At 70.0% G+C, this 26,649-nt stretch carries 24 protein-coding genes, 1 tRNA gene and 1 pseudogene; 23 read left to right on the top strand and 3 right to left on the bottom strand.

Annotation, left to right across the window (positions count from 1 at the left end):
• Positions 1-297 precede the first annotated feature (297 nt).
• The 19 genes from mraZ (at position 298) to A5732_RS07395 (ending at position 22,201) form a co-directional block, all read left to right on the top strand.
• Positions 298-729: a division/cell wall cluster transcriptional repressor MraZ gene (gene mraZ / locus A5732_RS07485; RefSeq protein WP_064877499.1), complete on the top strand. Its 432-nt coding sequence runs from the start codon at positions 298-300 to the stop codon at positions 727-729.
• Entirely contained in the window at positions 704-1,969 is a 1,266-nt protein-coding gene (rsmH, locus tag A5732_RS07480; protein WP_142256570.1) for a 16S rRNA (cytosine(1402)-N(4))-methyltransferase RsmH, read from the top strand. Before mraZ ends, rsmH begins: the two co-directional genes overlap by 26 nt.
• On the top strand, positions 1,966-3,177 hold the full coding sequence (locus A5732_RS07475) for a hypothetical protein (RefSeq protein ID WP_076101833.1): 1,212 nt from the start codon (positions 1,966-1,968) through the stop codon (positions 3,175-3,177). The genes rsmH and A5732_RS07475 overlap by 4 nt, the downstream gene beginning before the upstream one ends.
• Positions 3,178-3,245: 68 nt before the next feature.
• A complete protein-coding gene (locus tag A5732_RS07470; protein ID WP_371915831.1) occupies positions 3,246-5,249 on the top strand; it encodes a peptidoglycan D,D-transpeptidase FtsI family protein in 2,004 nt (667 codons plus the stop codon).
• Between the two features lie 210 nt (positions 5,250-5,459).
• Positions 5,460-7,010, top strand: coding sequence for a UDP-N-acetylmuramoyl-L-alanyl-D-glutamate--2,6-diaminopimelate ligase (locus A5732_RS07465; RefSeq protein WP_170879992.1), 1,551 nt, complete (start codon positions 5,460-5,462; stop codon positions 7,008-7,010).
• Complete coding sequence (locus A5732_RS07460) at positions 7,007-8,566, top strand: UDP-N-acetylmuramoyl-tripeptide--D-alanyl-D-alanine ligase (protein ID WP_076101832.1); 1,560 nt, start codon at positions 7,007-7,009, stop codon at positions 8,564-8,566. Before A5732_RS07465 ends, A5732_RS07460 begins: the two co-directional genes overlap by 4 nt.
• Positions 8,563-9,642, top strand: a complete 1,080-nt coding sequence (gene mraY / locus A5732_RS07455) for a phospho-N-acetylmuramoyl-pentapeptide-transferase (RefSeq protein WP_064950564.1) — start codon at positions 8,563-8,565, stop codon at positions 9,640-9,642. The genes A5732_RS07460 and mraY overlap by 4 nt, the downstream gene beginning before the upstream one ends.
• Positions 9,642-11,111 carry a UDP-N-acetylmuramoyl-L-alanine--D-glutamate ligase gene (gene murD / locus A5732_RS07450; RefSeq protein WP_076052105.1) on the top strand — a complete coding sequence of 490 codons (1,470 nt, stop codon included), beginning with the start codon at positions 9,642-9,644 and terminating at the stop codon, positions 11,109-11,111. Before mraY ends, murD begins: the two co-directional genes overlap by 1 nt.
• Positions 11,112-11,118: 7 nt before the next feature.
• Positions 11,119-12,843: a putative lipid II flippase FtsW gene (gene ftsW, locus A5732_RS07445; protein WP_076101831.1), complete on the top strand. Its 1,725-nt coding sequence runs from the start codon at positions 11,119-11,121 to the stop codon at positions 12,841-12,843.
• A complete protein-coding gene (murG, locus tag A5732_RS07440) occupies positions 12,840-14,060 on the top strand; it encodes an undecaprenyldiphospho-muramoylpentapeptide beta-N-acetylglucosaminyltransferase (protein ID WP_076101830.1) in 1,221 nt (406 codons plus the stop codon). Before ftsW ends, murG begins: the two co-directional genes overlap by 4 nt.
• Positions 14,057-15,523 (top strand): UDP-N-acetylmuramate--L-alanine ligase, encoded by a 1,467-nt coding sequence (gene murC / locus A5732_RS07435; RefSeq protein ID WP_076101829.1) that lies wholly within the window; start codon positions 14,057-14,059, stop codon positions 15,521-15,523. The genes murG and murC overlap by 4 nt, the downstream gene beginning before the upstream one ends.
• Positions 15,520-16,509: a cell division protein FtsQ/DivIB gene (locus A5732_RS07430; RefSeq protein ID WP_076101828.1), complete on the top strand. Its 990-nt coding sequence runs from the start codon at positions 15,520-15,522 to the stop codon at positions 16,507-16,509. The genes murC and A5732_RS07430 overlap by 4 nt, the downstream gene beginning before the upstream one ends.
• A gap of 273 nt (positions 16,510-16,782) precedes the next feature.
• Positions 16,783-17,940 carry a cell division protein FtsZ gene (ftsZ, locus tag A5732_RS07425; RefSeq protein WP_007770764.1) on the top strand — a complete coding sequence of 386 codons (1,158 nt, stop codon included), beginning with the start codon at positions 16,783-16,785 and terminating at the stop codon, positions 17,938-17,940.
• Positions 17,941-18,019: 79 nt separating this feature from the next.
• Positions 18,020-18,727 carry a peptidoglycan editing factor PgeF gene (pgeF, locus tag A5732_RS07420; RefSeq protein ID WP_076052100.1) on the top strand — a complete coding sequence of 236 codons (708 nt, stop codon included), beginning with the start codon at positions 18,020-18,022 and terminating at the stop codon, positions 18,725-18,727.
• Between the two features lie 5 nt (positions 18,728-18,732).
• A complete protein-coding gene (locus A5732_RS07415) occupies positions 18,733-19,509 on the top strand; it encodes a YggS family pyridoxal phosphate-dependent enzyme (protein ID WP_076052133.1) in 777 nt (258 codons plus the stop codon).
• Positions 19,510-19,575: 66 nt separating this feature from the next.
• Positions 19,576-20,223 carry a cell division protein SepF gene (locus tag A5732_RS07410; RefSeq protein WP_076052099.1) on the top strand — a complete coding sequence of 216 codons (648 nt, stop codon included), beginning with the start codon at positions 19,576-19,578 and terminating at the stop codon, positions 20,221-20,223.
• Between the two features lie 168 nt (positions 20,224-20,391).
• Positions 20,392-20,682, top strand: coding sequence for a YggT family protein (locus A5732_RS07405; protein ID WP_007770770.1), 291 nt, complete (start codon positions 20,392-20,394; stop codon positions 20,680-20,682).
• A 282-nt stretch (positions 20,683-20,964) separates the two neighbouring features.
• Positions 20,965-21,774 carry a DivIVA-like cell division protein Wag31 gene (wag31, locus tag A5732_RS07400; RefSeq protein WP_076101827.1) on the top strand — a complete coding sequence of 270 codons (810 nt, stop codon included), beginning with the start codon at positions 20,965-20,967 and terminating at the stop codon, positions 21,772-21,774.
• Positions 21,775-21,865: 91 nt separating this feature from the next.
• Entirely contained in the window at positions 21,866-22,201 is a 336-nt protein-coding gene (locus A5732_RS07395) for a phage holin family protein (RefSeq protein ID WP_076052097.1), read from the top strand.
• A gap of 23 nt (positions 22,202-22,224) precedes the next feature.
• Here the strand turns inward: A5732_RS07395 and A5732_RS07390 are convergent.
• Positions 22,225-22,902, bottom strand: a pseudogene (locus A5732_RS07390) (phosphoribosyltransferase); the annotation flags it as partial.
• A 112-nt stretch (positions 22,903-23,014) separates the two neighbouring features.
• Here A5732_RS07390 and A5732_RS07385 point away from each other — a divergent pair.
• Positions 23,015-23,221 carry a hypothetical protein gene (locus tag A5732_RS07385; protein ID WP_076052132.1) on the top strand — a complete coding sequence of 69 codons (207 nt, stop codon included), beginning with the start codon at positions 23,015-23,017 and terminating at the stop codon, positions 23,219-23,221.
• Positions 23,222-23,309: 88 nt separating this feature from the next.
• Here A5732_RS07385 and A5732_RS07380 read toward each other — a convergent pair.
• Positions 23,310-23,395 (bottom strand) — tRNA-Leu (locus tag A5732_RS07380).
• A gap of 113 nt (positions 23,396-23,508) precedes the next feature.
• Here A5732_RS07380 and A5732_RS07375 point away from each other — a divergent pair.
• Both A5732_RS07375 and A5732_RS07370 read left to right on the top strand, forming a co-directional pair.
• Positions 23,509-24,882, top strand: a complete 1,374-nt coding sequence (locus A5732_RS07375; RefSeq protein ID WP_432760637.1) for a M20/M25/M40 family metallo-hydrolase — start codon at positions 23,509-23,511, stop codon at positions 24,880-24,882.
• Between the two features lie 31 nt (positions 24,883-24,913).
• A complete protein-coding gene (locus A5732_RS07370; protein ID WP_064877514.1) occupies positions 24,914-25,444 on the top strand; it encodes a YbhB/YbcL family Raf kinase inhibitor-like protein in 531 nt (176 codons plus the stop codon).
• 67 nt (positions 25,445-25,511) lie between these two features.
• Here the strand turns inward: A5732_RS07370 and A5732_RS26940 are convergent, their stop codons facing one another.
• Complete coding sequence (locus A5732_RS26940) at positions 25,512-25,745, bottom strand: hypothetical protein (RefSeq protein ID WP_139334594.1); 234 nt, start codon at positions 25,743-25,745, stop codon at positions 25,512-25,514.
• 45 nt (positions 25,746-25,790) lie between these two features.
• On the opposite strand from A5732_RS26940, the gene A5732_RS07360 reads away from it, so the two are divergent.
• On the top strand, positions 25,791-26,649 hold an 859-nt coding region (locus tag A5732_RS07360; protein WP_142256569.1), incomplete at its 3' end, for a 13E12 repeat family protein.

The raw sequence follows: 26,649 nt of genomic DNA, 5'->3' as shown, positions 1-26,649 counted from the left end.
TTGCGGCCAAATCGAGCTCCAACAGAGGCGCGTCGCGCCGGTTACGCCCCACCGCGCCCCACTAAAGTTCCCCACTACGCCCCACAAAGCGCGTTTTGCCTGGTAGACATCCTTTGCCCGCGGGCCAGGAACACGCCCGGGGATGGGCTCGACACACCCCATATGAGGCGTTGACGGCCTCCTGACGACGGATAACCCCGAAAACGGCACGACGACACTCAAAGAATGGGGCGTAGTGGGGGATTGTGGGGTATGGTGGCTGCAGTGTTTGGGTGACCCCATAGGGGAGGTGAGCTGGTGTTTCTCGGCACCTACACGCCCAAACTCGACGACAAGGGGCGGCTGACGCTGCCCGCCAAGTTCCGCGACGCGCTGGCAGGGGGGTTGATGGTCACCAAGAGCCAGGACCACAGCCTCGCCGTCTACCCGCGGGCGGAATTCGAGCAACTGGCCCGCCGTGCGAGCAAGGCCTCGCGGAGCAACCCGGAGGCGCGGGCGTTTCTCCGCAACCTCGCCGCCGGCACCGACGAGCAGCATCCCGACGCGCAGGGCCGGATCACGTTGTCGGCCGATCACCGGCGCTACGCCAACCTCACGAAGGACTGCGTGGTCATCGGCGCGATCGACAACCTCGAGATCTGGGACGCGCAAGCCTGGCAGGACTACCAACAGACCCACGAAGAGAACTTCTCCGCGGCAAGCGATGAAGCACTCGGCGACATCATCTGAGGCGCATGCCCGTGCAACGTGGCCTCTGCCCGAACCGACCCTGGCGTACTTCCCCAACGCCAGGTTCGCGACTTCGGTCAGAGACCTCGATGCAGGGGCTGCCCATCTTTCCGGGTGCCCGGTAAGGCCAGTCCGGGCGGCACAGACCCGCAGCGGCGCGAGGGCCCGTCTGTTGGGGGCCCGAGCGGCCGACGGGTGCCGGCAGATCCGTGGAGGCGTTGCGGTGGCTGACAATTCAAGTTCCGACGATTACGGGCACGTCCCCGTCCTGCTGGAACGCTGCGTCGAGCTGCTCACGCCCGCACTGACCCGACACCACCCCGACGGGTCGGGGGCGACGCTGTTAGACGCCACGCTCGGCGCCGGCGGGCACGCGGAACGGTTCCTCACCGATCTGCCGGGCCTGCGGCTGATCGGACTCGACCGCGATCCCAGCGCGCTGGACATCGCCCGGGCACGGCTGGCGCGCTTCGCCGACCGGGTCACGCTGGTGCACACGCGCTACGACGGCATAGCCGCAGCGCTCGAGGAATCGGGTTATGCGGCAACCGAATCGGTGGACGGAATGCTGTTCGACCTCGGGGTGTCGTCCATGCAGCTCGATCGCACCGAGCGGGGCTTCGCCTACGCCCAGGACGCACCGCTGGACATGCGGATGGATCCCTCGTCACCGCTGACGGCGGCCGACATCGTCAACACCTACGACGAGGCGGAGCTGGCGAACATCTTGCACCGCTACGGCGAGGAGCGATTCGCGCGCCGCATCGCCGCCCACATCGTGCGCCGGCGCGCGCGTGAGCCGTTCACGTCGACCTCGGACCTGGTAGCCCTGCTCTACGAAGCGATTCCGGCCGCGGCGCGGCGCACCGGCGGGCATCCGGCCAAGCGCACGTTCCAGGCGTTGCGGGTCGCGGTCAACGACGAGCTGGACACGCTGCGCCGTGCGCTCCCAGCCGCCCTGGACGCCCTGGATGTCGGCGGGCGCATCGTGGTGATGGCCTACCAGTCGCTGGAGGACCGGATCGTCAAGCGGCTCTTCGCCCGGGCGGTCGCGTCGCGCACTCCGGTGGATCTGCCGGTCGAGCTTCCCGGCCATGAGCCACGATTTCGGGCCCTGACGCACGGCGCCGGGCGCGCCGACGCCGCCGAGGTCGAACGCAATCCACGCAGTGCCGCAGTGCGATTGCGGGCGCTGCAACGAATGGAATCACAGCAGGCAAGCGGGAGAGGCGACGCATGAGAGCAGAGCGCGAGACGTCCAAACGGCGCGGCGGCAGCGACCGTCGGGGTGGACGCGACGGTTCTGCCCGGCGAAGCCGCCGGCCCGCGGCCGAATCCGGCTCGGCGCGCCGCGTCCGGAACGGCCGGACCTCGGCGCCCGCCCGCGAGGCCCGCGCGCCCAAGTCCGGACCGCAGACCAGCCCCATCGCCCGGCCGGTCGAGCGGCCGGCCCGGCCCAAGAGCACCAGCCAGGCCAAGGCCCGGGCGAAGGCGCGGAAAGCTAAGGCACCCAAGGTTGTTCGTCCTCGCCTGACCGAGCGGCTGGCCGCCCGGCTGGCGGCGATCGACCTGCGGCCGCGGACGCTTGCCAGCAAGGTGCCGTTCGTCGTGCTGATCATCGGTGCGCTGGGCGTCGGGCTCGGGCTGACGCTGTGGCTGTCCACCGACTCCGCCGAGCGCTCCTACAAGCTGAGTCACGCCCGGGAGCGGACCCGGCTGCTGCAGCAGCAGAAGGAAGCGCTGGAGCGCGACGTGCGCGAGGCCGAGGCCGCCCCCGCGCTGGCGGAGGCCGCGCGCAAGCAGGGCATGATCCCGAGCAGGGACACCGCGCACCTGGTGCAGGACGCGTCCGGGAACTGGGTGGTGGTGGGCACTCCCAAGCCGGCCGACGGTGTTCCGCCGCCGCCGCTGAACAGCAAGCTCCCCGACGAGGTGCCGCAGCCGCCCAAGCCGCCGGCCGCTCCGCCGGAGGTTTCCATGCGGGTGGAGCCCGCCCCCGGTGGCCCGGCGCCGGCCAGGTCCGGGCCCGAAGCGCTGCTGCGTGCGCCCGACGGCGCGTCGACGGTAGGCGGTCAGCACCTGCCGCCGGCGGTGCCCCCGGTGCCCGGCGCGCCTGCCGCACCCGGTGTGCCGGTGCCGGGTACGCTGCCCGGCATGCCAGGCGGACCGGCGACGGGTGCATTGCCCGCTATGCCCGCTGCCCCGGCCATCGGACGCGCACCCGGTGTGCTGCCGGGATTGCCGACTCCGGGGCTGCCCATGCCGGCCGGACCGGCGACCGCTCCAGCGCCGGCCGAGGTGCCGATTCCCTTGGGCGGGCTGCCGATTCCGGCTCCTGGCCAGGTGCCCGCGCCGTTGCCCGCCGAGATTCCGGTACCGCTGCAGCTGGGCCGCCCGGCGGCCCCGGCCCAACCGGCGGTCGGCGCGCCGCCAGGTGCTCCCAGGTGAGCCGCGGAGAATCCCCGCGGGCACGCCGGTCGCAGTCGGCACGGCCGACACGTGGACCCCGTAAGGACTTGGCGGGCAAGGGCGTACGGCAACCCAAGCGTCGCCCGAAACCGCAGCAAGCCGATGTCGGGCGAGACGTACGGGAACCGAAGCGATTCCGGAAGGCTAAGCAGGCCAAGGGCGCCGGGGCAACACAGCGGTCCGAGGCGGTGACGGCCGGGCACTCGACGCGGGAGCGTCGCACCCGCCAGATCGTGGAGTTGACCAGCCGCGGTGGGTCATTCGTCTTCCGGCACCGGGCCGGCAACGTGGTCATCCTGGTGCTCATGCTGGTGGCCGCCTCTCAGCTGTTCGTCCTGCAGGTGACCAGCGCCCCGTCGCTGCGCGCCCAGGCCGCCGGCCAGCTCAAGGTCACCGATGTGGAAAAGGCGGTGCGCGGCAGCATCATCGACCGCCGCAAAGACCAGCTTGCCTTCACCATCGAGTCGCGTGCGCTGACGTTTCAGCCGAAACGGATCCGCAAGCAACTGGAGGAAGCCAAGGCCAAGAACTCGACCGCCCCCGATCCACAGCAGCGGCTGCGCGATATCGCCAAAGAGGTCTCCAGCCGCCTGGGCAACAAGCCCGACTCGGCGACCGTCTTGAAGAAGCTGCAAACCGACGACAACTTCGTCTACCTGGCGCGCGCCGTGGATCCCGCTGTCGCCAGCGCGATCTCGGACAAGTATCCCGAGGTCGGTTCCGAACGCCAGGATCTTCGCCAGTATCCGGGCGGATCGCTGGCGGCCAACATCGTCGGCGGCATCGACTGGGACGGTCACGGCCTGCTGGGGCTGGAGGAGGCCATGGACTCGGTGCTGTCGGGCACCGACGGTGCGGTCACCTATGACCGCGGATCCGACGGCGTGGTCATCCCCGGCAGTTACCGCAACCGGCATCGGGCGGTCAACGGCTCGATGGTCCAGCTGACCCTCGATGACGACATCCAGTTCTACGTGCAGCAGCAGGTTCAGCAGGCCAAGAATGTGTCTGGCGCGCACAATGTTTCGGCCGTCGTGCTCGACGCGAAGACCGGCGAGGTGCTGGCGATGGCCAACGACAACACCTTCGACCCCTCCCAGGACATCGGGCGGCAGGGTGACAAGCAGCTGGGCAACCTGGCGGTGTCCTCGCCGTTCGAGCCCGGCTCGGTGAATAAGGTGATCACCGCGTCGTCAGTCATCGAGTACGGCCTGTCGAATCCCGATGAGGTACTGCAGGTTCCCGGCACGATCCAGATGGGCGGGGTGTCCATCCACGACGCGTGGGATCACGGCGTGATGCCTTACACCACCACCGGCGTGTTCGGAAAGTCCTCCAACGTCGGCACTTTGATGCTCGCCCAGCGCGTCGGCCCGGAGCGCTTCTACGACATGGTCCGCAAATTCGGTCTGGGGCAACGCACCAACGTGGGCCTGCCGGGTGAGAGCGCCGGACTGGTGCCGCCGATCGACCAGTGGTCGGGCAGCACCTTCTCGAACCTGCCCATCGGCCAGGGTCTTTCGATGACGCTGCTGCAGATGACCGGCATGTACCAGGCGATCGCCAACGACGGCCTGCGGATTCCGCCGCGGATCATCAAGGCCACCATCGCCCCCGACGGCACGCGTACCGAGGAGCCGCGCCCGGACGGCGTGCGGGTGGTCTCGCCGCAGACGGCGCAGACCGTGCGCAACATGCTGCGCGCCGTCGTGCAGAAGGACCCGATGGGGTACCAGCAGGGCACCGGCTCGGCAGGCGCGGTGACCGGCTACCAGATGGCCGGCAAGACGGGTACCGCGCAGCAGATCAACCCGGCCTGCGGCTGCTACTTCGACAACGTCTACTGGATCACGTTCGCCGGGATGGCCACCGTCGACAACCCCCGGTACGTCATCGGCATCATGATGGACAACCCGGAGCGCAACGCCGACGGCACGCCGGGCCACTCGGCGGCCCCGCTGTTCCACAACATCGCCGGCTGGCTCATGCAGCGCGAGAACGTGCCGCTGTCGCCCGACCCGGGCCCGCCGCTGACGTTGCAGGCCACCTAGCGGCGATCGCCGCGCGGCGCGGCCGGGCGCCGGGGGCACCGCCCGCTTGCGGGGGACGGGTCGCCGCCAGACGGCCGGGCCGGGGGACCTCCGCGGGAGCAGCGCTGCGGCTCCGTCGGCGCGCGGATCGCCTCCCGGCCGGTTGCGGCTAGGTAGGGTGTCATGGCCGATCATGAGGATCACGCGGCGTCGAGGGAGGTGTGAGGAGAAGTGGTGCCGGTGCCCACTGGGTTACGCCCCAGCGCCGCCGCGGGCGCGCGGCTGCCCGCGCTGGCCGACCAGGTCGGCGCGGTGCCGGCCGGCGGCCCAGGCCAGGGCAACGTCGTGGCCGACGTGACCATCACCGGCGTGACGCTGCGCGCCCAGGACGTGCGGCCCGGCGACCTGTTCGCCGCGCTGCCCGGCCTGACGACCCACGGGGCCCGTTACGCCGCCGACGCGATCGAACGCGGCGCCGCCGCCGTGCTCACCGATCCCGCCGGGGTCACCCAGATGACCGCGGCCGGCGCCCCCACCGTGCCGACGCTGGTGCATCCCGACCCTCGCGCGGTGCTCGGCGGCCTGGCCGCCGCGGTGTACGGGCGCCCGTCCGAGCGGGTGGCCGTCATCGGCATCACCGGCACCTCCGGCAAGACCACCACCACCTACATGGTCGAGTCCGGTCTGCGCGCCGCCGGCCGCACGGCCGGGCTGATCGGCACCATCGGCATTCGCATCGACGGCGCCGACATCCCCAGCGCGCTCACCACTCCGGAGGCCCCCGCACTCCAGGCGATGCTGGCGGCGATGGCCGAACAAGGCGTGGACACCGTCGTCATGGAGGTCTCCAGCCACGCGCTGGCGTTGGGCCGGGTGGACGGAACCGGCTTCGCGGTCGGCGGTTTCACCAACCTTTCCCGCGATCACCTCGACTTTCACCCGACCATGGAAGACTACTTCGAAACCAAAGCCCTGCTGTTCGAGCCGAATTCGCCGCTGCGGGCGCGCCGCGTCGTGGTGTGCATCGACGACGAGGCAGGGCGGGCCATGGCGGCTCGGGCCCGCGACGCGATCACCGTCAGCGCCGAGGGCCGGCCCGCGAATTGGCGCGCCGCCGAGGTGGCCCCGATGGGCGCCGGGGGACAACAGTTCACCGTCATCGACCCCACCGGCGCGAAGCATCAGATCGAGGTCCCGCTACCCGGGCACTACAACGTCGCCAATTGCCTTCTGGCACTGGCGCTTCTGGACGCGGTGGGGGTCTCGCCGGAGCGGGCGGCGCCGGGACTGCGGCAGACCCGCGTGCCGGGACGCATGGAAAAGATCGACGCCGGGCAGGACTTCCTGGCGCTGGTCGACTACGCCCACAAGCCGGGCGCCCTGCGCGCGGTGCTGACCACGCTGGCGCGTCCGGGCCGTCGCGTGGCGGTGGTGTTCGGCGCCGGCGGTGAGCGTGATCCGGGCAAGCGGGCGCCGATGGGCGCGACGGCCGCCGAGTTGGCCGACCTGGTCGTGGTCACCGACGACAATCCGCGCGGCGAGGACCCGGCGTCGATTCGCCGCGAAATCCTGGCCGGTGCGACCGAAAGTGGTTGCGCGGCAGAGGTTGTCGAGGTCGCCGACCGGCGCGACGCGATCAGGCACGCCGTCGCCTGGGCGGGCACCGGTGACGTGGTGCTGATCGCCGGCAAGGGCCACGAAACCGGGCAGCGCACCGGCGACGTCGTCCGCCCGTTCGACGACCGCGTGGAGTTGGCGCAGGCGTTGCGGGATCGCGCATGATCGCCCTGACCATCGCGCAGATCGCCGAGATCGTCGGCGGCACCCTGGCCGACATTTCGCCGCAGGACGCCGCGCAGCGCCACGTCACCGGAAGCGTCGAATTCGACTCGCGCGCCGTCAAGCCCGGCGGGCTGTTCCTGGCCCTGCCGGGCGCGCGCAGCGACGGGCACGACCATGCGGCCTCGGCCGTGGCGGCGCCCGCGGTCGCGGTGCTGGCCGCGCGGCCGGTCGGGGTTCCCGCCATCGTCGTCGCCCCCGAGGGGGCTTCGGGATCGCGGGCCGGGGTGCTCGAGCACGACCCGGATGGCTCGGGGGCCGCGGTGCTGGCCGCGCTGGCCAAGCTGGCCCAAGCGGTGGCCACCGAACTGGTGGCCGGCGGGCTGACCATCGTCGGCATCACCGGATCGTCGGGGAAGACGTCGACCAAGGACCTGGTGGCCGCCGGGCTGGCGCCGCTGGGCGAGGTGGTGGCCCCGCCCGGGTCGTTCAACAACGAGCTGGGACATCCATGGACGGTGCTGCGCGCGACGGCCGACACCGACTACCTGGTTCTCGAGATGTCGGCCCGGCATCCCGGCAACATCGCCGCGCTGGCCGACATCGCCACACCGTCCATCGGGGTGGTGCTCAACGTCGGCACCGCGCACCTGGGCGAATTCGGCTCACGCGAAGCCATCGCCCAAACGAAATCCGAACTGCCGCAATCTGTTCCGGCGTCCGGCGTGGTGATCCTGAACGCCGACGATCCGGCCGTGGCGGCCATGGCGGACGTGACCGGCGCCCGGGTGGTCCGGGTCGGCCGCGCGGAGCACACCAACGCGGGGCCCAGCGACCTGTGGGCCGGGCCGGTGTCGCTCGACGAGCTGGCCAGGCCGCGGTTCACCCTGCACCGGCGCCAGGCGTCGGGGGTGACGCAGGTGCAGGTGCAACTCGGCGTCTACGGCGATCACCAGGTGAGCAACGCGTTGTGCGCGGCCGCGGTCGCGCTGGAATGCGGCGCCGGCCTCGAACAGGTCGCGGCCGCGCTCGCCGGGACGGGGCCGGTGTCGCGGCACCGCATGCAGGTCACCACCCGCGCCGACGGGGTTACCGTGATCGACGATGCCTACAACGCCAACCCCGATTCGATGCGGGCCGGGTTGCAGGCGCTGGCCTGGATCGCCCATGGCGGGGGCGCGGGCGGCGGCCAAAGCCCCGCCGAAAAGCGCAGGAGCTGGGCGGTGCTCGGCGAGATGGCTGAGCTGGGTGATGACGCGATAGCCGAGCACGATCGCATCGGCCGGCTGGCCGTGCGCTTAGATGTGTCTCGACTCGTTGTCGTGGGAAGTGGGAGGTCGATGAGCGCCATGCACCACGGAGCGGTCATGGAGGGTTCCTGGGGCGCAGCCGACAAGGGGGCCGTCAACGTCGCCGACAGCGATGCCGCCCTGGCGTTACTGCGGGCCGAGCTGCAACCCGGCGACGTCGTGCTGGTCAAGGCGTCGAACGCCGCCGGACTCGGTGCGCTGGCCGACGCACTCGCCTCGGAAGGCTCTGCGGGCGGGACGCGCGCATGAGGCAGATCCTGATCGCCGTCGCCGTCGCACTGACCGTGTCGATCCTGCTGACCCCGGCGCTGATCCGGCTGTTCACCCGGCAGGGCTTCGGCCACCACACCCGCGAGGACGGCCCGCCTACCCACCACGCCAAACGCGGCACGCCGTCGATGGGCGGCGTGGCCATCCTGGCCGGCATCTGGGCGGGCTACCTGGGCACGCACCTGGCCGGGATGGCCTTCGACGGCGAGGGCGTCACCGTCTCGGGTCTGTTGGTGCTGGGCCTGGCCACCGTGCTCGGCGGCGTCGGATTCCTCGACGACATCATCAAGATCCGCAGGTCGCGCAACCTCGGCTTGAACAAGACTGCCAAGACCATCGGGCAGGTCGCCGCCGCGGTGATCTTCGGTGTGCTGGCGGTGCAGTTCCACAACAACAACGGCCTGACACCGGCCAGCGCGGACCTGTCCTACGTGCGCGAGATCGCCACCGTCACACTGGCCCCGGGCCTGTTCGTCCTGTTCTGCGTGGTCGTCGTCAGCGCCTGGTCCAACGCGGTCAACTTCACCGACGGCCTGGACGGGCTGGCCGCCGGGAGCATGGCGATGGTCACCGCCGCCTACGTGTTGATCACCTTCTGGCAGTACCGCAACGCCTGCGTCACCGCCCCCGGGCTGGGCTGCTACAACGTGCGCGATCCGCTGGACCTGGCGCTGGTCGCGGCCGCCACCGCGGGCGCCTGCATCGGCTTTCTGTGGTGGAACGCCGCGCCCGCCAAGATCTTCATGGGCGACACCGGATCCCTGGCCCTGGGCGGCATCATCGCGGGCCTCTCGGTCACCAGCCGCACCGAGATCCTCGCCGTCGTGCTGGGTTCGCTGTTCGTCGCCGAGGTCAGTTCGGTTGTGTTGCAGATCCTGACTTTTCGCACCACCGGGCGCCGGGTGTTCCGGATGGCGCCCTTTCACCACCATTTCGAGTTGGCCGGCTGGGCCGAGACCACGGTCATCATCCGCTTCTGGCTGCTCACCGCGATCGCGTGCGGCCTGGGCGTGGCCCTTTTCTACGGTGAGTGGCTGGGCGCGATAGGTGCCTGATGAGCGGTCTTGAGGCCCCGCTGGAACCGCTGGCGCCCGGCGCGGCGGTGCTGGTGGCCGGCGGCGGGGTGACGGGCAGGGCGGTGCTGACGGCGCTAGCCCCATTCGGCGTGGCACTGACGCTGTGCGACGACGACCCGGCCAGGCTGCGCGGCTACGCCGACGCGGGGGTGGCGACCGCGTCCACCTCGACCGCCACCGACGAGATCTCCCGGTACGCGCTGGTGGTCGCCAGTCCCGGCTTCGCGCCGACGACACCGCTGCTGGTCGCCGCCGCGGCGGCCGGCGTGCCGATCTGGGGTGACGTGGAGCTGGCCTGGCGGCTCGACGCCGCGGGCCGCTACGGGCCGCCGCGGCGCTGGCTGGTGGTGACCGGGACCAACGGCAAGACGACCACCACGTCGATGCTGCACGCCATGCTGACCGCCGGCGGCCGGCGCAGCCTGCTCTGCGGCAACATCGGCGACCCGGTGCTCGACGTCCTGGAGCAACCCGCCGAGCTGCTGGCCGTCGAGCTATCCAGCTTCCAATTGCATTGGGCGCCTTCGCTGCGGCCGGAGGCCGGTGCGGTGCTCAACATCGCCGAAGACCACCTGGACTGGCACGGCAGCCTGGCCGCATACACCGCGGCGAAGGCGCGGGTGCTAGATGGCCGGGTGGCCGTGGTGGGCCTGGACGACACCCGGGCGGCGGCGCTGCTGGACACCGCCCGGGCGCCCGTGCGGGTCGGCTTCCGGCTGGGCGAACCGGCGGCGGGGGAGCTTGGCGTGCGCGACAGCCACCTGGTTGACCGCGCCTTCGCCGACGACCTGGCCCTGCTGCCGGTCGAGTCCATCCCGGTGCCGGGCCCGGTCGGGGTGCTCGACGCCCTGGCCGCCGCGGCGCTGGCGCGCTGCGTCGACGTGCCGGCCGAGGCGATCGCGGCCGCGATCGCCTCGTTCCGGGTGGGCCGGCACCGGGCCGAAATCGTGGCCGTCGCCGACGGCATCACCTACGTCGACGACTCCAAGGCCACCAACCCGCACGCCGCCGAGGCGTCCGTGCTGGCCTACCCCCACGTCGTCTGGATCGCCGGCGGTCTGCTGAAGGGCGCGTCGGTCGATGCCGAGGTCGCCAGGATGGCATCGCGGCTGGTCGGAGCGGTGCTCATCGGCCGAGACCGACAAGAGGTTGCAGAGGCGTTATCGCGACACGCGCCGGATGTCCCCGTCCTGCACGTTGTGACAGGCGAGGATGCTGGTATGGATGCGACTGCTGTGGTCTCTGGGGCAGATGTGACAGAAGTCAAACAAACGGGTGACAATCTGGGCGCGGCGGTGATGAACGCGGCGGTGGCAGCGGCGCGTACCGTGGCGCGGCCCGGTGACACCGTGCTGCTGGCACCGGCGGGCGCATCGTTCGACCAATTCGCGGGGTACGCCGACCGCGGCGACGCATTCGCGGCCGCCGTCCGCGCGGCGCTGCGGTAGGGCGGGCGTGGGTAACGCACTGACCCGGCTGCTGGGCCGGGGGAAAGACGCCACCGAAACCGCCGCGGCCGAGCCGGGGCCGGCCGACGACGCCGACGCCACGGACGACACCGCGGAAGCCAAGGCTGAGCAGGAAGCCAAGGCTGAAAAGGAAGCCAAGGCCGAGAAGAAGGCCGACAAGCCACCAAAGGCCAAGAAGGACAAGGCCGCCGCCGGGGAGGGCGGTTCGCACAGCCGGTTCGGCGCCTGGCTGGGCCGGCCCATGACCTCCTTTCACCTGGTCATCGCCGTGGCCGGGTTGCTGACGACGCTCGGGCTGATCATGGTGCTGTCGGCGTCGGGCGTGCGGTCCTACGACGCCGACGGATCGGCCTGGGTGATCTTCGGCAAGCAGGTGCTGTGGACCGTGATCGGGCTCGTCGCCTGCTACGCCTCGTTGCGGATGTCGGTGCGGTTCATCCGCCGCGTCGCGTTCACCGGCTACGTCGTCACCGTCATCCTGCTGGTGCTGGTGCTCGTTCCCGGTATCGGCAACCTGGCCAACGGATCTCGTAAGTGGTTCGTGGTCGCGGGCTTCTCGATGCAGCCGTCCGAACTGGCGAAAATCGCCTTCGCCATCTGGGGCGCGCACATGCTGGCCGCCCGTCGCCTGGAGCGGGCGAGCCTGCGCGAACTGCTGATCCCGCTGGTGCCGGCGGCCGTGATCGCGCTGGCGCTGATCGTGGCACAGCCCGACCTCGGGCAGACGGTGTCGCTGGGCATCATCCTGCTGGCCCTGCTGTGGTACGCGGGCCTGCCGCTGCGCGTGTTCGTCACCTCGTTGCTGGCCGTCTTCGTCGCCGGCGCGGTCCTGGCCATGTCGGCCGGCTACCGGTCGGAGCGGGTGCGGTCCTGGATCAACCCCGAGAACGACCCGCAGGACACCGGCTACCAGGCCCGGCAGGCCAAATTCGCGCTGGCGCACGGCGGAATCTTCGGCGACGGCCTGGGCCAGGGCGTGGCCAAATGGAACTACCTGCCCAACGCCCACAACGACTTCATCTTCGCGATCATCGGCGAGGAGCTCGGATTCATCGGTGCCTTCGCGCTGCTGGTGCTGTTCGGGCTGTTCGCCTACACCGGGATGCGGATCGCCCGCCGCTCGGCCGACCCGTTCCTCCGGCTGCTTACCGCCACCACGACCATGTGGGTGCTGGGCCAGGCCTTCATCAACATCGGCTATGTCATCGGCATCCTCCCGGTCACCGGCATTCAGCTGCCGCTGATATCCGCCGGTGGAACATCAACCGCGGCAACGCTTTTCATGATCGGCATCATGGCCAACGCGGCTCGTCACGAACCCGAGGCGGTGGCCGCGCTGCGGGCCGGCCGCGACGACAAGGTGAACCGGATCCTGCGGCTGCCGCTGCCCGAGCCCTACTCGCCGACGCGCCTGGAGGCGTTCCGCGATCGCAAGCGCGCCCGACCGAAGTCGGCCGAGCCGCCGCGTAAGGGCGCCGGTGCGCCGGGGCGCAAGGCCCCCCGCAAGGCCTCCCAGAAGGCCCCCCATAGGGCCGATGCCCCGCTGCGGCCGGCGCTACCGCGCACGGGCGGGCGGCCGGCTCGCCAGACTGGGGGTACCGCTCGATCACGGGCGAGGCATCATGGATCTGGCCAGCGCCGCGTTAGCCAGGCGGCCGGCCAGCGTCAGCCACGACGCGCTCGCGCACTGGAAGGTCAGCGTTACGGGTGAACGACACGGTCAACAAGCCGACCGGCGGGCGGGGGGTAAACCCTTTGCCCGCCGGTGCCGCGTTGTCGGCTTTTAAGCCACTGTCGGTGGTGCTCGCCGGCGGGGGAACCGCCGGCCACGTCGAGCCGGCAATGGCCGTCGCCGACGCGCTGAGCGCCCTCGATCCGCAGGTCAGGATCACCGCGCTGGGCACCGCCCGGGGGCTGGAGACCCGGCTGGTGCCCGAGCGCGGCTATGACCTCGAGCTGATCACCCCGGTGCCGCTGCCGCGCAAACCCAGCGGCGACCTGGCCCGGCTTCCCTCACGGGTGTGGCGGGCCGTGCGGGAGACCCGTGCCGTGCTCAGGGCGGTCGACGCCGACGTGGTGATCGGTTTCGGTGGGTACGTGGCGCTGCCGGCCTACCTGGCCGCCCGCGGCGTCTCGCCGCGCAAGCCACGGGTCCCGGTGGTGATCCACGAGGCCAACGCCAGCGCCGGGCTGGCCAACCGGGTGGGCGCCCGCACGGCCGAGCGGGTGCTGTCCGCGGTGGCCGACTGTGGGCTACCGCGCGCCGAGGTGGTCGGGGTGCCGGTGCGCGAGACCATCACCTCGCTGGACCGCGCGGCGCTGCGCGACCAGGCGCGCCGCTTCTTCGGTTTCGCCGACGACGCCCGGGTGTTGCTGGTGTTCGGGGGCTCGCAGGGCGCGGCCTCACTGAACCGGGCCGTCTCCGGGGCGGCCGCCGGGCTGGCCGCCGCCGGCGTGGCCGTCCTGCACGCGCACGGGCCCAAGAACACGCTCGACCTGCCAGCGCCCCAGCCGGGCGACCCGCCCTACGTGGCAGTGCCCTACCTCGACCGGATGGACCTGGCTTATTCGGCCGCCGACCTGGTGATCTGCCGGTCCGGTGCGATGACGGTAGCCGAGGTTTCGGCGGTGGGCCTGCCTGCCATTTACGTGCCCCTGCCGATCGGCAACGGCGAGCAGCGGCTCAACGCGCTGCCGGTGGTCAACGCCGGCGGCGGCATGATCGTCGCCGACGCCGACCTGACGCCCGAGCTGGTGGCCCGGGAAGTGGCGGGGCTGATGGGCGACCCGCCGCGCCTGGCGGCGATGACCACCGCCGCCGCGCTGGTGGGGCATCCCGACGCGGCGCGCCAGGTCGCCCTCGCGGCACTGGACATCGCCAGGAAGGCCCGGCTGGGCCGCCGCTCGCCGGCCGGGGGCAAGCCATGAGCACCGACCAGCTGCCACCCGAGCTGCAGCGGGTGCACATGGTCGGCATCGGGGGAGCCGGAATGTCGGGCATCGCCCGCATCCTGCTCGACCGCGGCGGCCTGGTGTCCGGCTCGGATGCGAAGGAGTCCCGCGGCGTTCACGCGCTGCGGGCCCGGGGCGCGCAGATCAACATCGGGCACGACGCATCCTCGCTGGATCTGTTGCCCGGCGGCGCCACCGCGGTCATCACCACGCACGCCGCGATCCCGAAGACCAATCCCGAGCTCGTCGAGGCCCGGCGGCGCGGCATCCCGGTGATCCTGCGGCCCGCCGTGCTGGCCAAGCTGATGGCCGGCCGCACCACGCTGATGGTCACCGGCACGCACGGCAAGACGACGACGACGTCGATGTTGATCGTCGCGCTGCAGCATTGCGGGCGCGACCCGTCGTTCGCGGTCGGCGGTGAGATGGGCGAGGCCGGCACCAACGCCCACCACGGCAGCGGCGACTGCTTCGTCGCGGAGGCCGACGAAAGCGACGGCTCGCTGCTGGAGTACACCCCCAACGTCGCCGTGGTCACCAACATCGAGACCGATCACCTGGACTTCTACGGCAGCGCCGACGCCTATGTCGCCGTGTTCGACGCCTTCGTGGAGCGGCTGGCGCCCGGCGGGGCGCTGGTGGTCTGCGTCGACGACCCGGGGGCCGAGGCGCTGGCACGGCGCACGGCCGAGCTGGGCATCCGGGTGCTGCGCTACGGGTCTCCGCGGCCCGGCGACGAACTCGCCGCGACGTTGTTGTCGTGGCAGCAGCAGGGCACCGGAGCCGTCGCGCAGATCCAGCTGGCCCCCGAACTCGACCCGGAGAAGCACCCGCGGGTGATGCGGTTGTCGGTGCCAGGCCGTCACATGGCGCTCAACGCGGTGGGCGCGCTGCTGGCGGCGCTCGAGATCGGCGCCCCGATCGATGCGGTGCTGGACGGCCTGGCCGGCTTCGAGGGCGTGCGCCGCCGCTTCGAACTGGTCGGCAGCGCGGCCTCGGTCCGCGTGTTCGACGACTACGCCCACCACCCGACGGAGATCGTCGCCACGCTGGCGGCGGTCCGCACCCTTCTGGAGCAGAGCGGTGACGGCCGCAGCATCGCGGTGTTCCAGCCCCATTTGTATTCGCGGACAAAGGCTTTCGCCGAGGAGTTCGGGCAGGCCCTGGACGCCGCGGACGAGGTCTTCGTGCTCGACGTCTACGGCGCCCGCGAACAACCGCTGGCCGGTGTCAGCGGGGCCAGCGTCGCCGAGCACGTCAGCGTGCCGGTGCGCTATCTCCCGCACTTCGCCGCGGCCTCCGAGCAGGTGGCGGCCGCCGCCGGGCCCGGCGACGTCATCGTCACCATGGGAGCCGGCGACGTGACCCTGCTGGGGCCCGAGATCGTCACGGCGCTGCGGGTGCGCGCCAATCGCAGCGCCCCCGGGGCGATGCGATGACGCAGCCGGACGACCCCGTCCCGGCCGACGTCGTCGGCGAACCGGCGGAGGGTCAGCCGGCCGACGACGCCGACGACGCCGGCGACATCGCGGTCACCGAACCGCTGGCCACCGGAACGGGCGAGGGCGAGGGCGACGCGGGCGACGGTCAGCAGGCCGACCAGGCCGAGGTCGAGGGGCCGCGGCGGCGCGCCCGCCGGGAGCGGGCCGAGCGCCGCGCCGCGCAGGCCCGCGCCACCGCCATCGAAGAGGCCCGCCGCGAGGCGAAGCGCCGGGCCAGTGGACGGCTGGTCAACGAGCCCAAACCCGTTGCGCGGGGCGTGGTTCGGGGCCTGAAGATGCTGCTGGTGACGGTCCTGCTGGTGATCGTCGGCATCGGGCTGGCCCTGATCCTCTACTTCACCCCCGCGATGTCGGCTCGCAACATCGTCGTCGTAGGCACCGGGGTGGTGACCCGGGACGAGGTCCTGGACGCGGCGCGGGTGCGGATCGGAACGCCACTGCTGCAGATCAATACCAACCAGGTCGCCGACCGGGTGGCGGCGATCCGGCGAGTGGCCAGCGCGCGGGTGCAGCGCCAGTATCCGTCGGCGCTGCGGATCACCATCGTCGAGCGAATCCCGGTGGCCGTCAAGGACTTTCCCGACGGCCCGCACCTCTTCGACCGCGACGGCGTGGACTTCGCGACCGGGCCGCCGCCCCCGGCGCTGCCGTACCTCGACGTCGCCGACCCCGGGCCGAACGACCCGGCGACCAAGGCCGCCCTGCAGGTACTGACCGCGCTGCGTCCCGAGGTCGAGGGCCAGGTCGGCCGCATCGCTGCCCCGTCGGTGGCCTCGATCACCCTGACGCTGGGCGACGGCCGGGTGGTGATCTGGGGGACCACCGACCGCACCGATGAGAAGGCCGAGAAGCTGGCCGCGCTGCTGACCCAGCCCGGCAAGACCTACGACGTGTCCAGCCCGGACCTGCCGACGGTCAAGTAGCGATCTTCATCACGTCGCGCCGCGCGATGCGCCGTCGAACAGCGCGCACGCCGCCCGACGCGGGAAAATTGGCCCAAAATTTGCGGGACGCGTGTCGGCGCGCCTGCGTGGTTAGGGCGCGCCATACCCATACCGTTCTGGTTGCGCGGAACTACTTGACATAACTCTAACTCTATGGTTGAGGTTGAGGGTTTGCCAGGGAGGCCCGCGAACGTCCGGAGGAGCCCACCGCCGGGAGAGCTGAGCCAAGCCCATCAGGGAGGAAGACGAATGATGACCCCCCCGCATAACTACCTGGCCGTCATCAAGGTCGTGGGTATCGGTGGCGGCGGCGTCAACGCCGTCAACCGGATGATCGAACAAGGCCTCAAAGGCGTGGAGTTCATCGCGATCAACACCGACGCGCAGGCGCTGTTGATGAGCGATGCCGACGTCAAACTCGACGTCGGGCGCGAGTCCACGCGCGGCCTGGGGGCCGGGGCGGACCCGGAGGTGGGCCGCAAGGCCGCCGAGGACGCCAAGGACGAGATCGAAGAGCTGCTCCGCGGCGCGGACATGGTGTTCGTCACCGCCGGCGAGGGCGGCGGGACCGGCACCGGCGGGGCGCCCGTCGTCGCCAGCATCGCGCGCAAGCTGGGAGCGCTGACTGTCGGCGTGGTCACCCGGCCGTTCTCGTTCGAGGGCAAGCGGCGCGGCAACCAGGCCGAGAGCGGCATCTCGGCGCTGCGCGAGAGCTGCGACACCCTGATCGTGATCCCGAACGACCGGCTGCTGCAGATGGGCGACGCCGCGGTATCGCTGATGGACGCCTTCCGCAGCGCCGACGAGGTGCTGCTCAACGGTGTGCAGGGCATCACCGACCTGATCACCACCCCGGGCCTGATCAACGTGGACTTCGCCGACGTCAAGGGCATCATGTCCGGCGCGGGAACGGCCCTGATGGGTATTGGTTCGGCCCGCGGCGAGGGCCGCTCGCTCAAGGCCGCCGAGATCGCCATCAACTCGCCGCTGCTGGAAGCCTCGATGGAAGGCGCCCACGGCGTGCTGATGTCGATCGCCGGCGGCAGCGACCTGGGCCTGTTCGAGATCAATGAGGCGGCCTCGCTGGTGCAGGACGCCGCCCACCAGGACGCCAACATCATCTTCGGCACGGTGATCGACGACTCGCTGGGCGACGAGGTGCGCGTCACCGTCATCGCCGCGGGCTTCGATGCCGCGGGCGCCGGGCGTAAACCCGTGATCGGCGGCAGTGCCGATAAGGAAGAGAAGGGCGGTGCGCACCGGATCGAGTCGGCGAAGGCGGGCAAGCTCACCTCGACGTTGTTCGAACCGGTCGACGCGGTCAGCGTGCCGGTTCACACCAACGGCTCGACCTTGAATATTGGCGGCGATGACGATGACGTCGACGTGCCGCCGTTCATGCGCCGCTGAGAACATGCCCGTGACCCTGGACCCCCGGCCGCGACCGTCGGGGCCGCCTGGCCGACAGCGGAATCCGGATACTGGTCACGTGAGCGTTCGCATCCGGCGGGTGACCACCACCCGCGCCGGTGGCGTCTCGAAGCCGCCGTTCGACACCTTCAACCTCGGCGACCACGTCGGGGACGACCCGGCGGCCGTCGCCCACAACCGGGCCCGGCTGGCCGCCGCCATCGGCCTGCGCGCCGGGCGCGTGGTGTGGATGAACCAGGTCCACGGTGTTCGGGTCGAGGTGGTCGACGGAGCGCGTGACACCGCGGTCGACGACACCGACGCGCTAGTGACCCGCACGGCGCGACTCGCCCTGGCGGTGGTGACCGCCGACTGCGTCCCGGTGTTGATGGCCGACGCGCGCGCCGGCGTGGCCGCGGCGGTGCACGCCGGCCGGGTCGGCGCCCAGCGCGGCGTGGTGACCCGCACGGTGGAGACGATGCTGGAGCTCGGCGCGCGGCCCGAAGATATTTCGGTGCTGTTGGGCCCGGCGGTCAGCGGCCGCAATTACGAAGTGCCGGCGGCCATGGCCGATGAGGTCGAGGCGGCGCTGCCGGGCAGCCGGACCACCACCGCCGCGGGAACCCCCGGACTCGACCTGCGGGCCGGAATCGCTTGTCAGCTAACGGATTTGGGTGTGACCGCAATCGATATCGATCCGCGATGCACGGTGGACGACGCGGCGCTGTTCAGTCATCGCCGGGATGCGCCGACCGGCCGGCTGGCCTCACTGATCTGGATGGAGTGACCGCGATGGCGGTAGAGGTACCTGCCGGGGGAGACCGCGAATCGGAATTGACGCACGCATTGGCGTCGGTGCGTTCTCGCCTTGCAGCGGCGGCGGAAGCGGCGGGCCGCAATGTCGGCGAAATCGAAGTTCTGCCGATTACCAAATACTTCCCAGCAACCGATGTTGTGACTTTGTCCCGATTGGGTTGTCGCGTCATCGGCGAATCGCGGGATCAGGAAGCGACGGCGAAAGTGGCCGAAGTCACCCGATTGCTGGCGGCGTCCGGGCGCGCGGATGTGGCAAATCCGCGCTGGCACATGGTGGGTCATATCCAGCGGAACAAGGCCCGGTCGGTGGCGCGCTGGGCGCACACCGCGCATTCCGTCGACAGCGCGCACCTGGTGTCCGCCCTGGACAAGGGCGTGGCGGCGGCGCTGAACGACGGCCGCCGCACCGCCCCGATGCGGATCTACGTGCAGGTCAGCCTCGACGGCGACGAGACGCGCGGCGGCGTCGACATTTCCCGGCCGGGGGCCGTCGATCAGGTGTGCGACCAGGTCGAGGACTCCAAGAACCTGGACCTGGTCGGGCTGATGGGGATTCCGCCGCTGGACTCGGACCCCGATGAGGCGTTTGACCGGCTCCAATCCGAGCATCGGCGGGTTCTCGAGTCGCATCGCAACGCCGTCGGGCTGTCCGCCGGCATGTCCAACGACTTCGAAATCGCCGTCCAACACGGTTCGACATGTGTGCGTGTCGGTACCGCGTTAATGGGTCCACGGCGGTTACCGTCACCGTAAGTAGTCACTGCAGTAACAGCTTTATCACTAACACCACTACTCCCAGGGGCTAGAAGGGTCAACGCAATGAGCACACTGCACAAAGTCAAGGCCTATTTCGGTATGGCCCCAATGGACGACTACGAGGACGAGTATTACGACGACCACGCCCCGTCTCGTGGTTTTCCGCGCCCGCGATTTGACGACGGATACGGTCGCTACGAGCAAGACGACTACGACGACCCGCGCCGCGATCCCGCCGACTACCCGCCGCCCGCCGGCTACCGCGGCGGCTACGGCGACGAGCCCCGTTACGGCGCCGTCCACCCCCGTGACTTCGACCGGGCCCCTGAGCGCGGCGGCCCGCGCTTCGGCTCGTGGTTGCGCAACTCCACCCGCGGAGCGCTGGCGATGGACCCGCGCCGGATGGCGATGATGTTCGAAGAGGGCCACCCGCTGTCGAAGATCACCACGCTGCGGCCCAAGGACTACAGCGAGGCCCGCACCATCGGCGAGCGTTTCCGCGACGGCACCCCGGTCATCATGGACCTGGTGTCGATGGACAACGCCGACGCCAAGCGGCTCGTCGACTTCGCGGCCGGCCTGGCCTTCGCGCTGCGCGGCTCCTTCGACAAGGTCGCGACCAAGGTGTTCCTGCTGTCGCCCGCCGACGTGGACGTATCCCCGGAGGAGCGTCGCCGGATCGCCGAAACCGGTTTCTACGCTTACCAATAGACGCATCCGCCGCCCGCTTCCCGGCGGGCGAGCCGGATCGTCGACGGGTCCCGGGGGCGACGTGAGATAGGGCCTCTTACCCGGAGTCGGTACGCTGGCAGGCGCCGCGCTGGTCCGCGGCGCTTGGCATCGCCGGGCAATCTCAGAGGTAAGGTCGGGGCACTTCAGTTGGTGTTGTTCTTTCAGATCCTTGGGTTTGCGCTATTCATTTTCTGGCTGCTGCTCATCGCTCGGGTCGTCGTCGAGTTCATCCGCTCGTTCAGCCGGGACTGGCATCCCACCGGCATCACCGTGGTGGTGCTGGAGATCATCCTGTCGATCACCGATCCGCCGGTGAAACTGCTGCGCAGGCTGATTCCGCAGCTCACCATCGGGGCGGTCCGCTTCGACCTGTCGATCATGGTGCTGTTGCTCGTCGCGTTCATCGGCATGCAGCTGGCGTTCGGCGCCGCGGCCTAGCGTCCATGGCCCGCGCGCGGCCCGCCGGCGGGCCCGTCAGCGGCGGCCCATTCCCGCCCGGAGACGGTTCGGCCACGTTTTAGCGTCGGTTTGGTTCCGCCGATTTAAAATTTCTAAGGTTTCGGATTTTATGGGCCTCACTGTTTGAAATTGGCTCTTATTTATTGGGCTTATCAGCAACGGTCGCGCCTGGTGTGACAGGATGGACGGCAGTTGCACCACGGCTACCACTGCGTTCTACACTTTCCAGAACGTTCGACAGGAACTTGAGGGGACGAAACAATGCCGCTTACACCAGCCGACGTCCACAATGTGGCGTTCAGTAAGCCACCGATCGGCAAGCGGGGCTACAACGAAGACGAGGTGGATGCCTTCCTCGATCTGGTGGAAGCCGAGCTGACCCGGCTCATCGAAGAGAACAGCGATCTGCGCCAGCGGATCGAAGAGCTCGATCACGAGCTGGCCGCCGGTGGTGGCGCGGCAGCGTCGCGGGCCGCCGCCGCGCCCACCCAGGCCATTCCTGTGCGCGAGCCCGTCCCCGAACCGGAACCGGTCAAGCCGGCGCCGGCCGCTGCCCCGGCCGCGGCGGTCAACAACGAGGAACAGGCCATGAAGGCCGCTCGAGTGCTGACGCTGGCGCAGGACACCGCCGACCGCCTGACCACCACGGCCAAGACCGAGTCGGAAAAGATGCTGGCCGACGCCCGCGCCAACGCCGACCAGATCCTCAGCGAGGCTCGCAGCACCGCCGAGACCACCGTCACCGAGGCCAGGCAGCGCGCCGACGCCATGCTCGCGGATGCGCAATCCCGCTCCGAGACCCAGCTGCGGCAGGCCCAGGAGAAGGCCGACGCCCTGCAGGCCGACGCCGAACGCAAGCACTCCGAGATCATGGGCACCATCAACCAGCAGCGCACCGTTCTGGAAGGCCGCCTCGAGCAGCTTCGCACCTTCGAGCGCGAATACCGCACCCGGCTCAAGACCTACCTGGAGTCTCAGCTGGAGGAACTCGGCCAGCGCGGATCCGCGGCACCCGTGGACTCCAGCGCGGATGCCGGCAGCTTCGACCAGTTCAACCGGGGCAACAACTAGCCGTTCGGGCGTGCCGGTCACTCGCCGAGCTTCGGGGTTGGCACACTAGGACCTGAAACCGCGATCCCGCTCGTCGCTTGGAGGATGACTGATGCTCATCATTGCGCTGGTATTGGCCCTGATCGGGCTCGTCGCGTTGGTGTTCGCGGTCGTCACGAGCAACGAGCTGGTGGCGTGGGTCTGCATCGCCGCCAGCGTGGTGGGCGTGGTGCTGTTGATCCTCGACGCGCTGCGCGAACGCCAGCGGCGCGACCTGGGCGGCGACGAAGCCCAGGATGCCGACGAGGCCCATGCCGATGAGGGCGAGTACGTCGACTACCCCGAGGAAGTCCCCGGTGAGGGCGAACCCGCGACGACGGGGGAGACCACACCGACCGAGGAGTCCAAGGTCGTGGCCGAGGGCCGCGGCGACGAGCCCACGAAGTAACACCCCGCGCGCCCGTTCGGCCCTCAGCCGGTCGGCGTGGCGAGCAGTTCGCGGACCTCGTCGTCACTGATCTGGTGAAAGTCGTCGTAGACCTGCCCGACCGCTTCGAATCCGGGCGGCATGGTCGCGCACACCACGTCGTCGGCCTCCTGCGCCAGCTCGCGGCAGGTCGACTCCGGCCCCACCGGCACGGCGACCACGATCGATTTCGGCCCGGCCGCCCGGACGGCTCGCACGGCGGCGAGCATGCTTGCGCCCGTTGCGATTCCGTCGTCGGCCAGGATGACGATCCGGTCGCGCAGGTCCGCGATCGGGCGACCGCCCCGGTAGGCGTGCTCGCGCCGGAGCAACTCGGCCGTCTCGCTGTCGATCACCTCGCGGACCTGCTCGTCGGTGATGCGCAGGCTGGCCACCACGTCGTGGTTCATCACCACGCCACCGCCGCTGGCCAATGCGCCCATCGCCAACTCCGACCACTGCGGCACCCCGAGCTTGCGCACCAGGAAGACGTCGAGCGGCGCCCTCAGGGCGGCGGCGATCTCCCAGGCCACCGGCACACCGCCGCGCGCCAGGCCGAATACCTGCACATCGTCCCGGTCGCGATAGGCCGCCAGCTGCTGTGCCAGCGCGCGTCCGGCCTCGCGCCGGTCGACGAACGTCTTCGATGAGGTCCGCCGGACAAAGCCACTCGATGGGTTCATTCGTTAACGCTCCCGGCTGATGGACTTCCCTCCAGGCTACGTGCGTCAGGCCGAGCGCGGTGGCAAAGTTCGGGTTGGCTGCAGTGTCAGCACGACCGAGAGGATCGGCGAGATGAGACGGCGTTACGGCACGTACACGGCATACAGCATCGCCTGCGGCATCGTCTGGGCGGTCATTTTGGCGGTGGTTTCCACGGCGGGCGACGCCGCCTCCCGGCACACGTTCCTGCTGGTATGCGCCGGGTGGGCGATCGGATGGCTGTCCGCGACGATCGCCAGGGGCGTCTACCCGCCACCGAAGCGGCATATTCGGCAATAGATACGGGTGTGATCGCGGCTTCGCCGCTCAACACACTCCATCGGCTCGGAAATGAACGCAAGCGTCCATTTCCCTCACCTCAGTCGTGTGTCCGAGGGGGGACTTGAACCCCCACGCCCATTAGTAGGGCACTAGCACCTCAAGCTAGCGCGTCTGCCATTCCGCCACTCGGACAAGGCCAAACCAGCATGGGTTGGCAGCTAAGGCTATCGGATCGCGCGCCGCGAACCCAATCCAGCTCCTCCCAGAAGTCTCGATGATCGGCATCGAGCCGTCCAGCGGCGGCAATGGTAGGAAAGGTGGTTGTGACCATTCAGAGCGGGGCGACCGAGGTGCCGGCCAACCGGAGCGACGACGTGGTCGAGGTGGTCAGCAAGTTGATCCGGTTCGACACCACCAACACCGGCGAACCGGCGACGACCAAGGGCGAGGCCGACTGCGCGCAGTGGATCGCTGAGCAGCTCGCCGAGGTCGGCTACGCACCGCAGTATGTCGAGTCCGGCGCGCCGGGCCGCGGGAACGTGTTCGTCCGCCTGGCGGGAGCCGACAGGTCGCGCGGTGCGCTGCTGATCCACGGGCATCTCGACGTGGTGCCGGCCGAGCCGACCGAGTGGAGCGTGCACCCGTTCTCCGGTGCGATCAAAGACGGCTTCGTCTGGGGCCGCGGCGCGGTCGACATGAAGGACATGGTCGGCATGATGATCGTGGTGGCCCGCCAGTTGAAGCGCGCGGGCATCGTGCCGCCGCGCGACCTGGTCTTCGCATTCATCGCCGACGAAGAACACGGCGGAACCTTCGGAGCGCAGTGGCTGGTCGATCACCGGCCGGACCTCTTCACCGGCGTCACCGAGGCGATCGGTGAGGTTGGCGGCTTTTCGCTGACGGTGCCGCGCCGGGACGGGGGAGAGCGTCGGCTCTATCTGATCGAGACGGCCGAGAAGGGGCTGTCCTGGATGAAGCTCACCGCGCGGGGCCCGGCCGGACACGGGTCGATGGTGCACGACCAGAACGCCGTCACCGCCGTCGCCGAGGCCGTCGGCCGCCTGGGCCGTCACCAGTTTCCGCTCGTGCTGACCGACTCGGTCGCGCAGTTCCTCGCCGCCGTCAGCGAGGAGACCGGGTTGACCTTCGACACCGAATCGGGCGACTTGCGCGGGGCGATCGAAAAGCTGGGCCCGATGGCCCGCATGCTCAAGGCGGTGCTGCACGACACCGCGAATCCCACCATGCTTAAGGCCGGATACAAGGCCAACGTGGTGCCCGCCATCGCCGAGGCGGTGGTGGACTGCCGGATCCTGCCGGGGCGCAAGGAGGCGTTCGAGGCCGAGATCGACGAGCTGCTCGGGCCGGACGTGACGCGCGAGTGGATCAAGGACTTCTCGTCGTATGAGACGAGCTTCGACGGCGACCTGGTCGATGCCATGAACGAGGCGGTGCTGGCGCACGACCCGGGTGCCCGTACCGTGCCGTATATGCTTTCCGGTGGTACCGACGCGAAGTCGTTCGCGCGCTTGGGTATTCGCTGTTTCGGGTTCAGCCCGCTGCGGTTGCCGCCGGACCTGGATTTCACCGCGCTGTTCCACGGTGTCGATGAGCGGGTACCCATCGATGCGCTGCGGTTCGGCACCGAGGTGCTGGCCCACTTCCTGACCCACTGCTAGATCACCAAGCCGATCACACGAGAGGACCGCCATGAGCACTGCTCCTGACCCGTACGCATCGTTGCCGAAGCTGCCGACTTTCACGCTGACCTCGCAATCGGTTACCGACGGCCAGCCGCTGGCCAATCCGCAAGTCAGCGGAATCATGGGTGCGGGCGGCGAAGACGTCAGCCCGCAGCTGAGCTGGTCGGGATTCCCGGACGAGACCCGCAGCTTCGCCGTCACCGTCTACGACCCCGACGCTCCGACGGCCTCCGGGTTCTGGCACTGGGCGGTGGCCAACCTGCCGGCCGACGTCACCGAGCTGCCCGCGGGCGCCGGCGATGGCAGCAACCTGCCCGGGGACGCGCTGACGCTGGTGAACGACGCCGGCCAGCGTCGCTACATCGGCGCCGCGCCGCCGGCCGGTCACGGCGCACACCGGTACTACATCGCCGTGCACGCCGTGGACACCGACAAGCTGGATCTTCCCGAGGACGCCAGCCCGGCCTTCCTCGGCTTCAATCTGTTCCAGCACGCCATCGCGCGGGCGGTCATCCACGCCACCTACGAACAGAAGTAGGGCTTCGGCCCGGTCGGTGAGAGGGCTCCAGTCCGGCCCGAAGTAGGGGCTTCAGGCCGGCCCGAAATCACTTGCGCCACTTTGGCCCCGGTGTTTTCACCGCGGCGGATTTTGTCGGTAGGCTGTCGTAGTATTCGAACATGCGTTCGATAATTGCGGTCAGTCGCTGGAGCTCATGGCTCGACAGGTTCGAGGCGGCGGAAGACCTGCTGTTCGCATCCTTGGATTCGATGACGGCATCGGAGCGGGTCGCGGCCTTGGACGGATACGAATTTCTGACCGGCCGGCTGGATGCACTCATCTATGAGCTCCGGAGCCCGTTCGCACCGCCGAGTGGGCGGCGCACATGACTTTGACCGACCGCGAGGAGCTTCAGCGCGACATTGACGCGTTGTGCGCGGTGGCCTCCCGCTTCCAGGAGCATTCCTACGAGGCGCTGACCAACCCGGAACGCCTGGGAATCTTGGAGAAGTTCGAATGCGTAATACGCAAACTCCAGACGCCAAGTCATCAACTCATCAATCAGATTGGTGAGCAAGGGGATTCGACCGAGTTGGGCGGCAAGCTGTCTTGGGTGTTGGCCGATCGGTTGCACATCAGCCGGGCCGAGGCCGGCCGCCGCATCGCCGAGGCGGCCGATCTGGGGCCGCGCCGGGCGTTGACCGGTGAGCCGTTGGCGCCGGTGTTGCCTGCCACTGCGGCGGCCCAGCGACACGGGGCGATCGGGGCTGACCACGTGGCGGTGATCCGGCGGTTTTTTCACCAGTTGCCCGAGTCCGTCGACCTCGAGACCTGTGTGCACGCCGAACAGCAGTTGGCGGCCAAGGCCGCCGAATTTCGGCCCGAGCACTTCGCCACGCTCGCCCGGCGCCTGATGGATTGCCTGGATCCCGACGGCAACTACACCGACGCCGACCGGGCCCGGATGCGTGGGCTGGTGCTCGGCAATCAGCAGGCCGACGGCATGTCGCGCCTGAGTGGATGGCTGACACCGGAAGCCAGAGCCAGCTGGGAGGCCGTACTGGCCAAGCTCGCCGCCCCCGGCATGTGCAACCCCGACGACGACACTCCAATCGCGGACGGCGCCCCTTCGGAAGAGGCGGTGCAGCACGACACCCGCACCCCGGGCCAGCGCAACCACGACGGGCTCAACGCGGCGCTGCGAGCGACGCTGGCCAGCGGAGACCTGGGTCAACACAACGGAT

The sequence above is a fragment of the Mycobacterium colombiense genome, assembly GCF_001953985.1.
GTDB classification, from domain to species: Bacteria; Actinomycetota; Actinomycetes; order Mycobacteriales; family Mycobacteriaceae; genus Mycobacterium; species Mycobacterium colombiense_B.
Note: the sequence above shows the minus strand (reverse complement) of the source record. Positions and strands in the feature narration are given on the sequence as shown.

Excerpts from the sequence above, each read along its gene's own strand:
- rsmH (WP_142256570.1), top strand. The coding sequence starts at position 704 with ATGAAGCACTCGGCGACATCATCTGAGGCGCATGCCCGTGCAACGTGG.
- A5732_RS07475 (WP_076101833.1), top strand. The coding sequence starts at position 1,966 with ATGAGAGCAGAGCGCGAGACGTCCAAACGGCGCGGCGGCAGCGACCGT.
- A5732_RS07460 (WP_076101832.1), top strand. The coding sequence starts at position 7,007 with ATGATCGCCCTGACCATCGCGCAGATCGCCGAGATCGTCGGCGGCACC.
- mraY (WP_064950564.1), top strand. The coding sequence starts at position 8,563 with ATGAGGCAGATCCTGATCGCCGTCGCCGTCGCACTGACCGTGTCGATC.
- murD (WP_076052105.1), top strand. The coding sequence starts at position 9,642 with ATGAGCGGTCTTGAGGCCCCGCTGGAACCGCTGGCGCCCGGCGCGGCG.
- murC (WP_076101829.1), top strand. The coding sequence starts at position 14,057 with ATGAGCACCGACCAGCTGCCACCCGAGCTGCAGCGGGTGCACATGGTC.
- A5732_RS07430 (WP_076101828.1), top strand. The coding sequence starts at position 15,520 with ATGACGCAGCCGGACGACCCCGTCCCGGCCGACGTCGTCGGCGAACCG.
- ftsZ (WP_007770764.1), top strand. The coding sequence starts at position 16,783 with ATGACCCCCCCGCATAACTACCTGGCCGTCATCAAGGTCGTGGGTATC.
- A5732_RS07415 (WP_076052133.1), top strand. The coding sequence starts at position 18,733 with ATGGCGGTAGAGGTACCTGCCGGGGGAGACCGCGAATCGGAATTGACG.
- A5732_RS07410 (WP_076052099.1), top strand. The coding sequence starts at position 19,576 with ATGAGCACACTGCACAAAGTCAAGGCCTATTTCGGTATGGCCCCAATG.
- wag31 (WP_076101827.1), top strand. The coding sequence starts at position 20,965 with ATGCCGCTTACACCAGCCGACGTCCACAATGTGGCGTTCAGTAAGCCA.
- A5732_RS07395 (WP_076052097.1), top strand. The coding sequence starts at position 21,866 with ATGCTCATCATTGCGCTGGTATTGGCCCTGATCGGGCTCGTCGCGTTG.
- A5732_RS07385 (WP_076052132.1), top strand. The coding sequence starts at position 23,015 with ATGAGACGGCGTTACGGCACGTACACGGCATACAGCATCGCCTGCGGC.
- A5732_RS07375 (WP_432760637.1), top strand. The coding sequence starts at position 23,509 with ATGGTAGGAAAGGTGGTTGTGACCATTCAGAGCGGGGCGACCGAGGTG.
- A5732_RS07370 (WP_064877514.1), top strand. The coding sequence starts at position 24,914 with ATGAGCACTGCTCCTGACCCGTACGCATCGTTGCCGAAGCTGCCGACT.
- A5732_RS26940 (WP_139334594.1), bottom strand. The coding sequence starts at position 25,745 with ATGAGTGCATCCAGCCGGCCGGTCAGAAATTCGTATCCGTCCAAGGCC.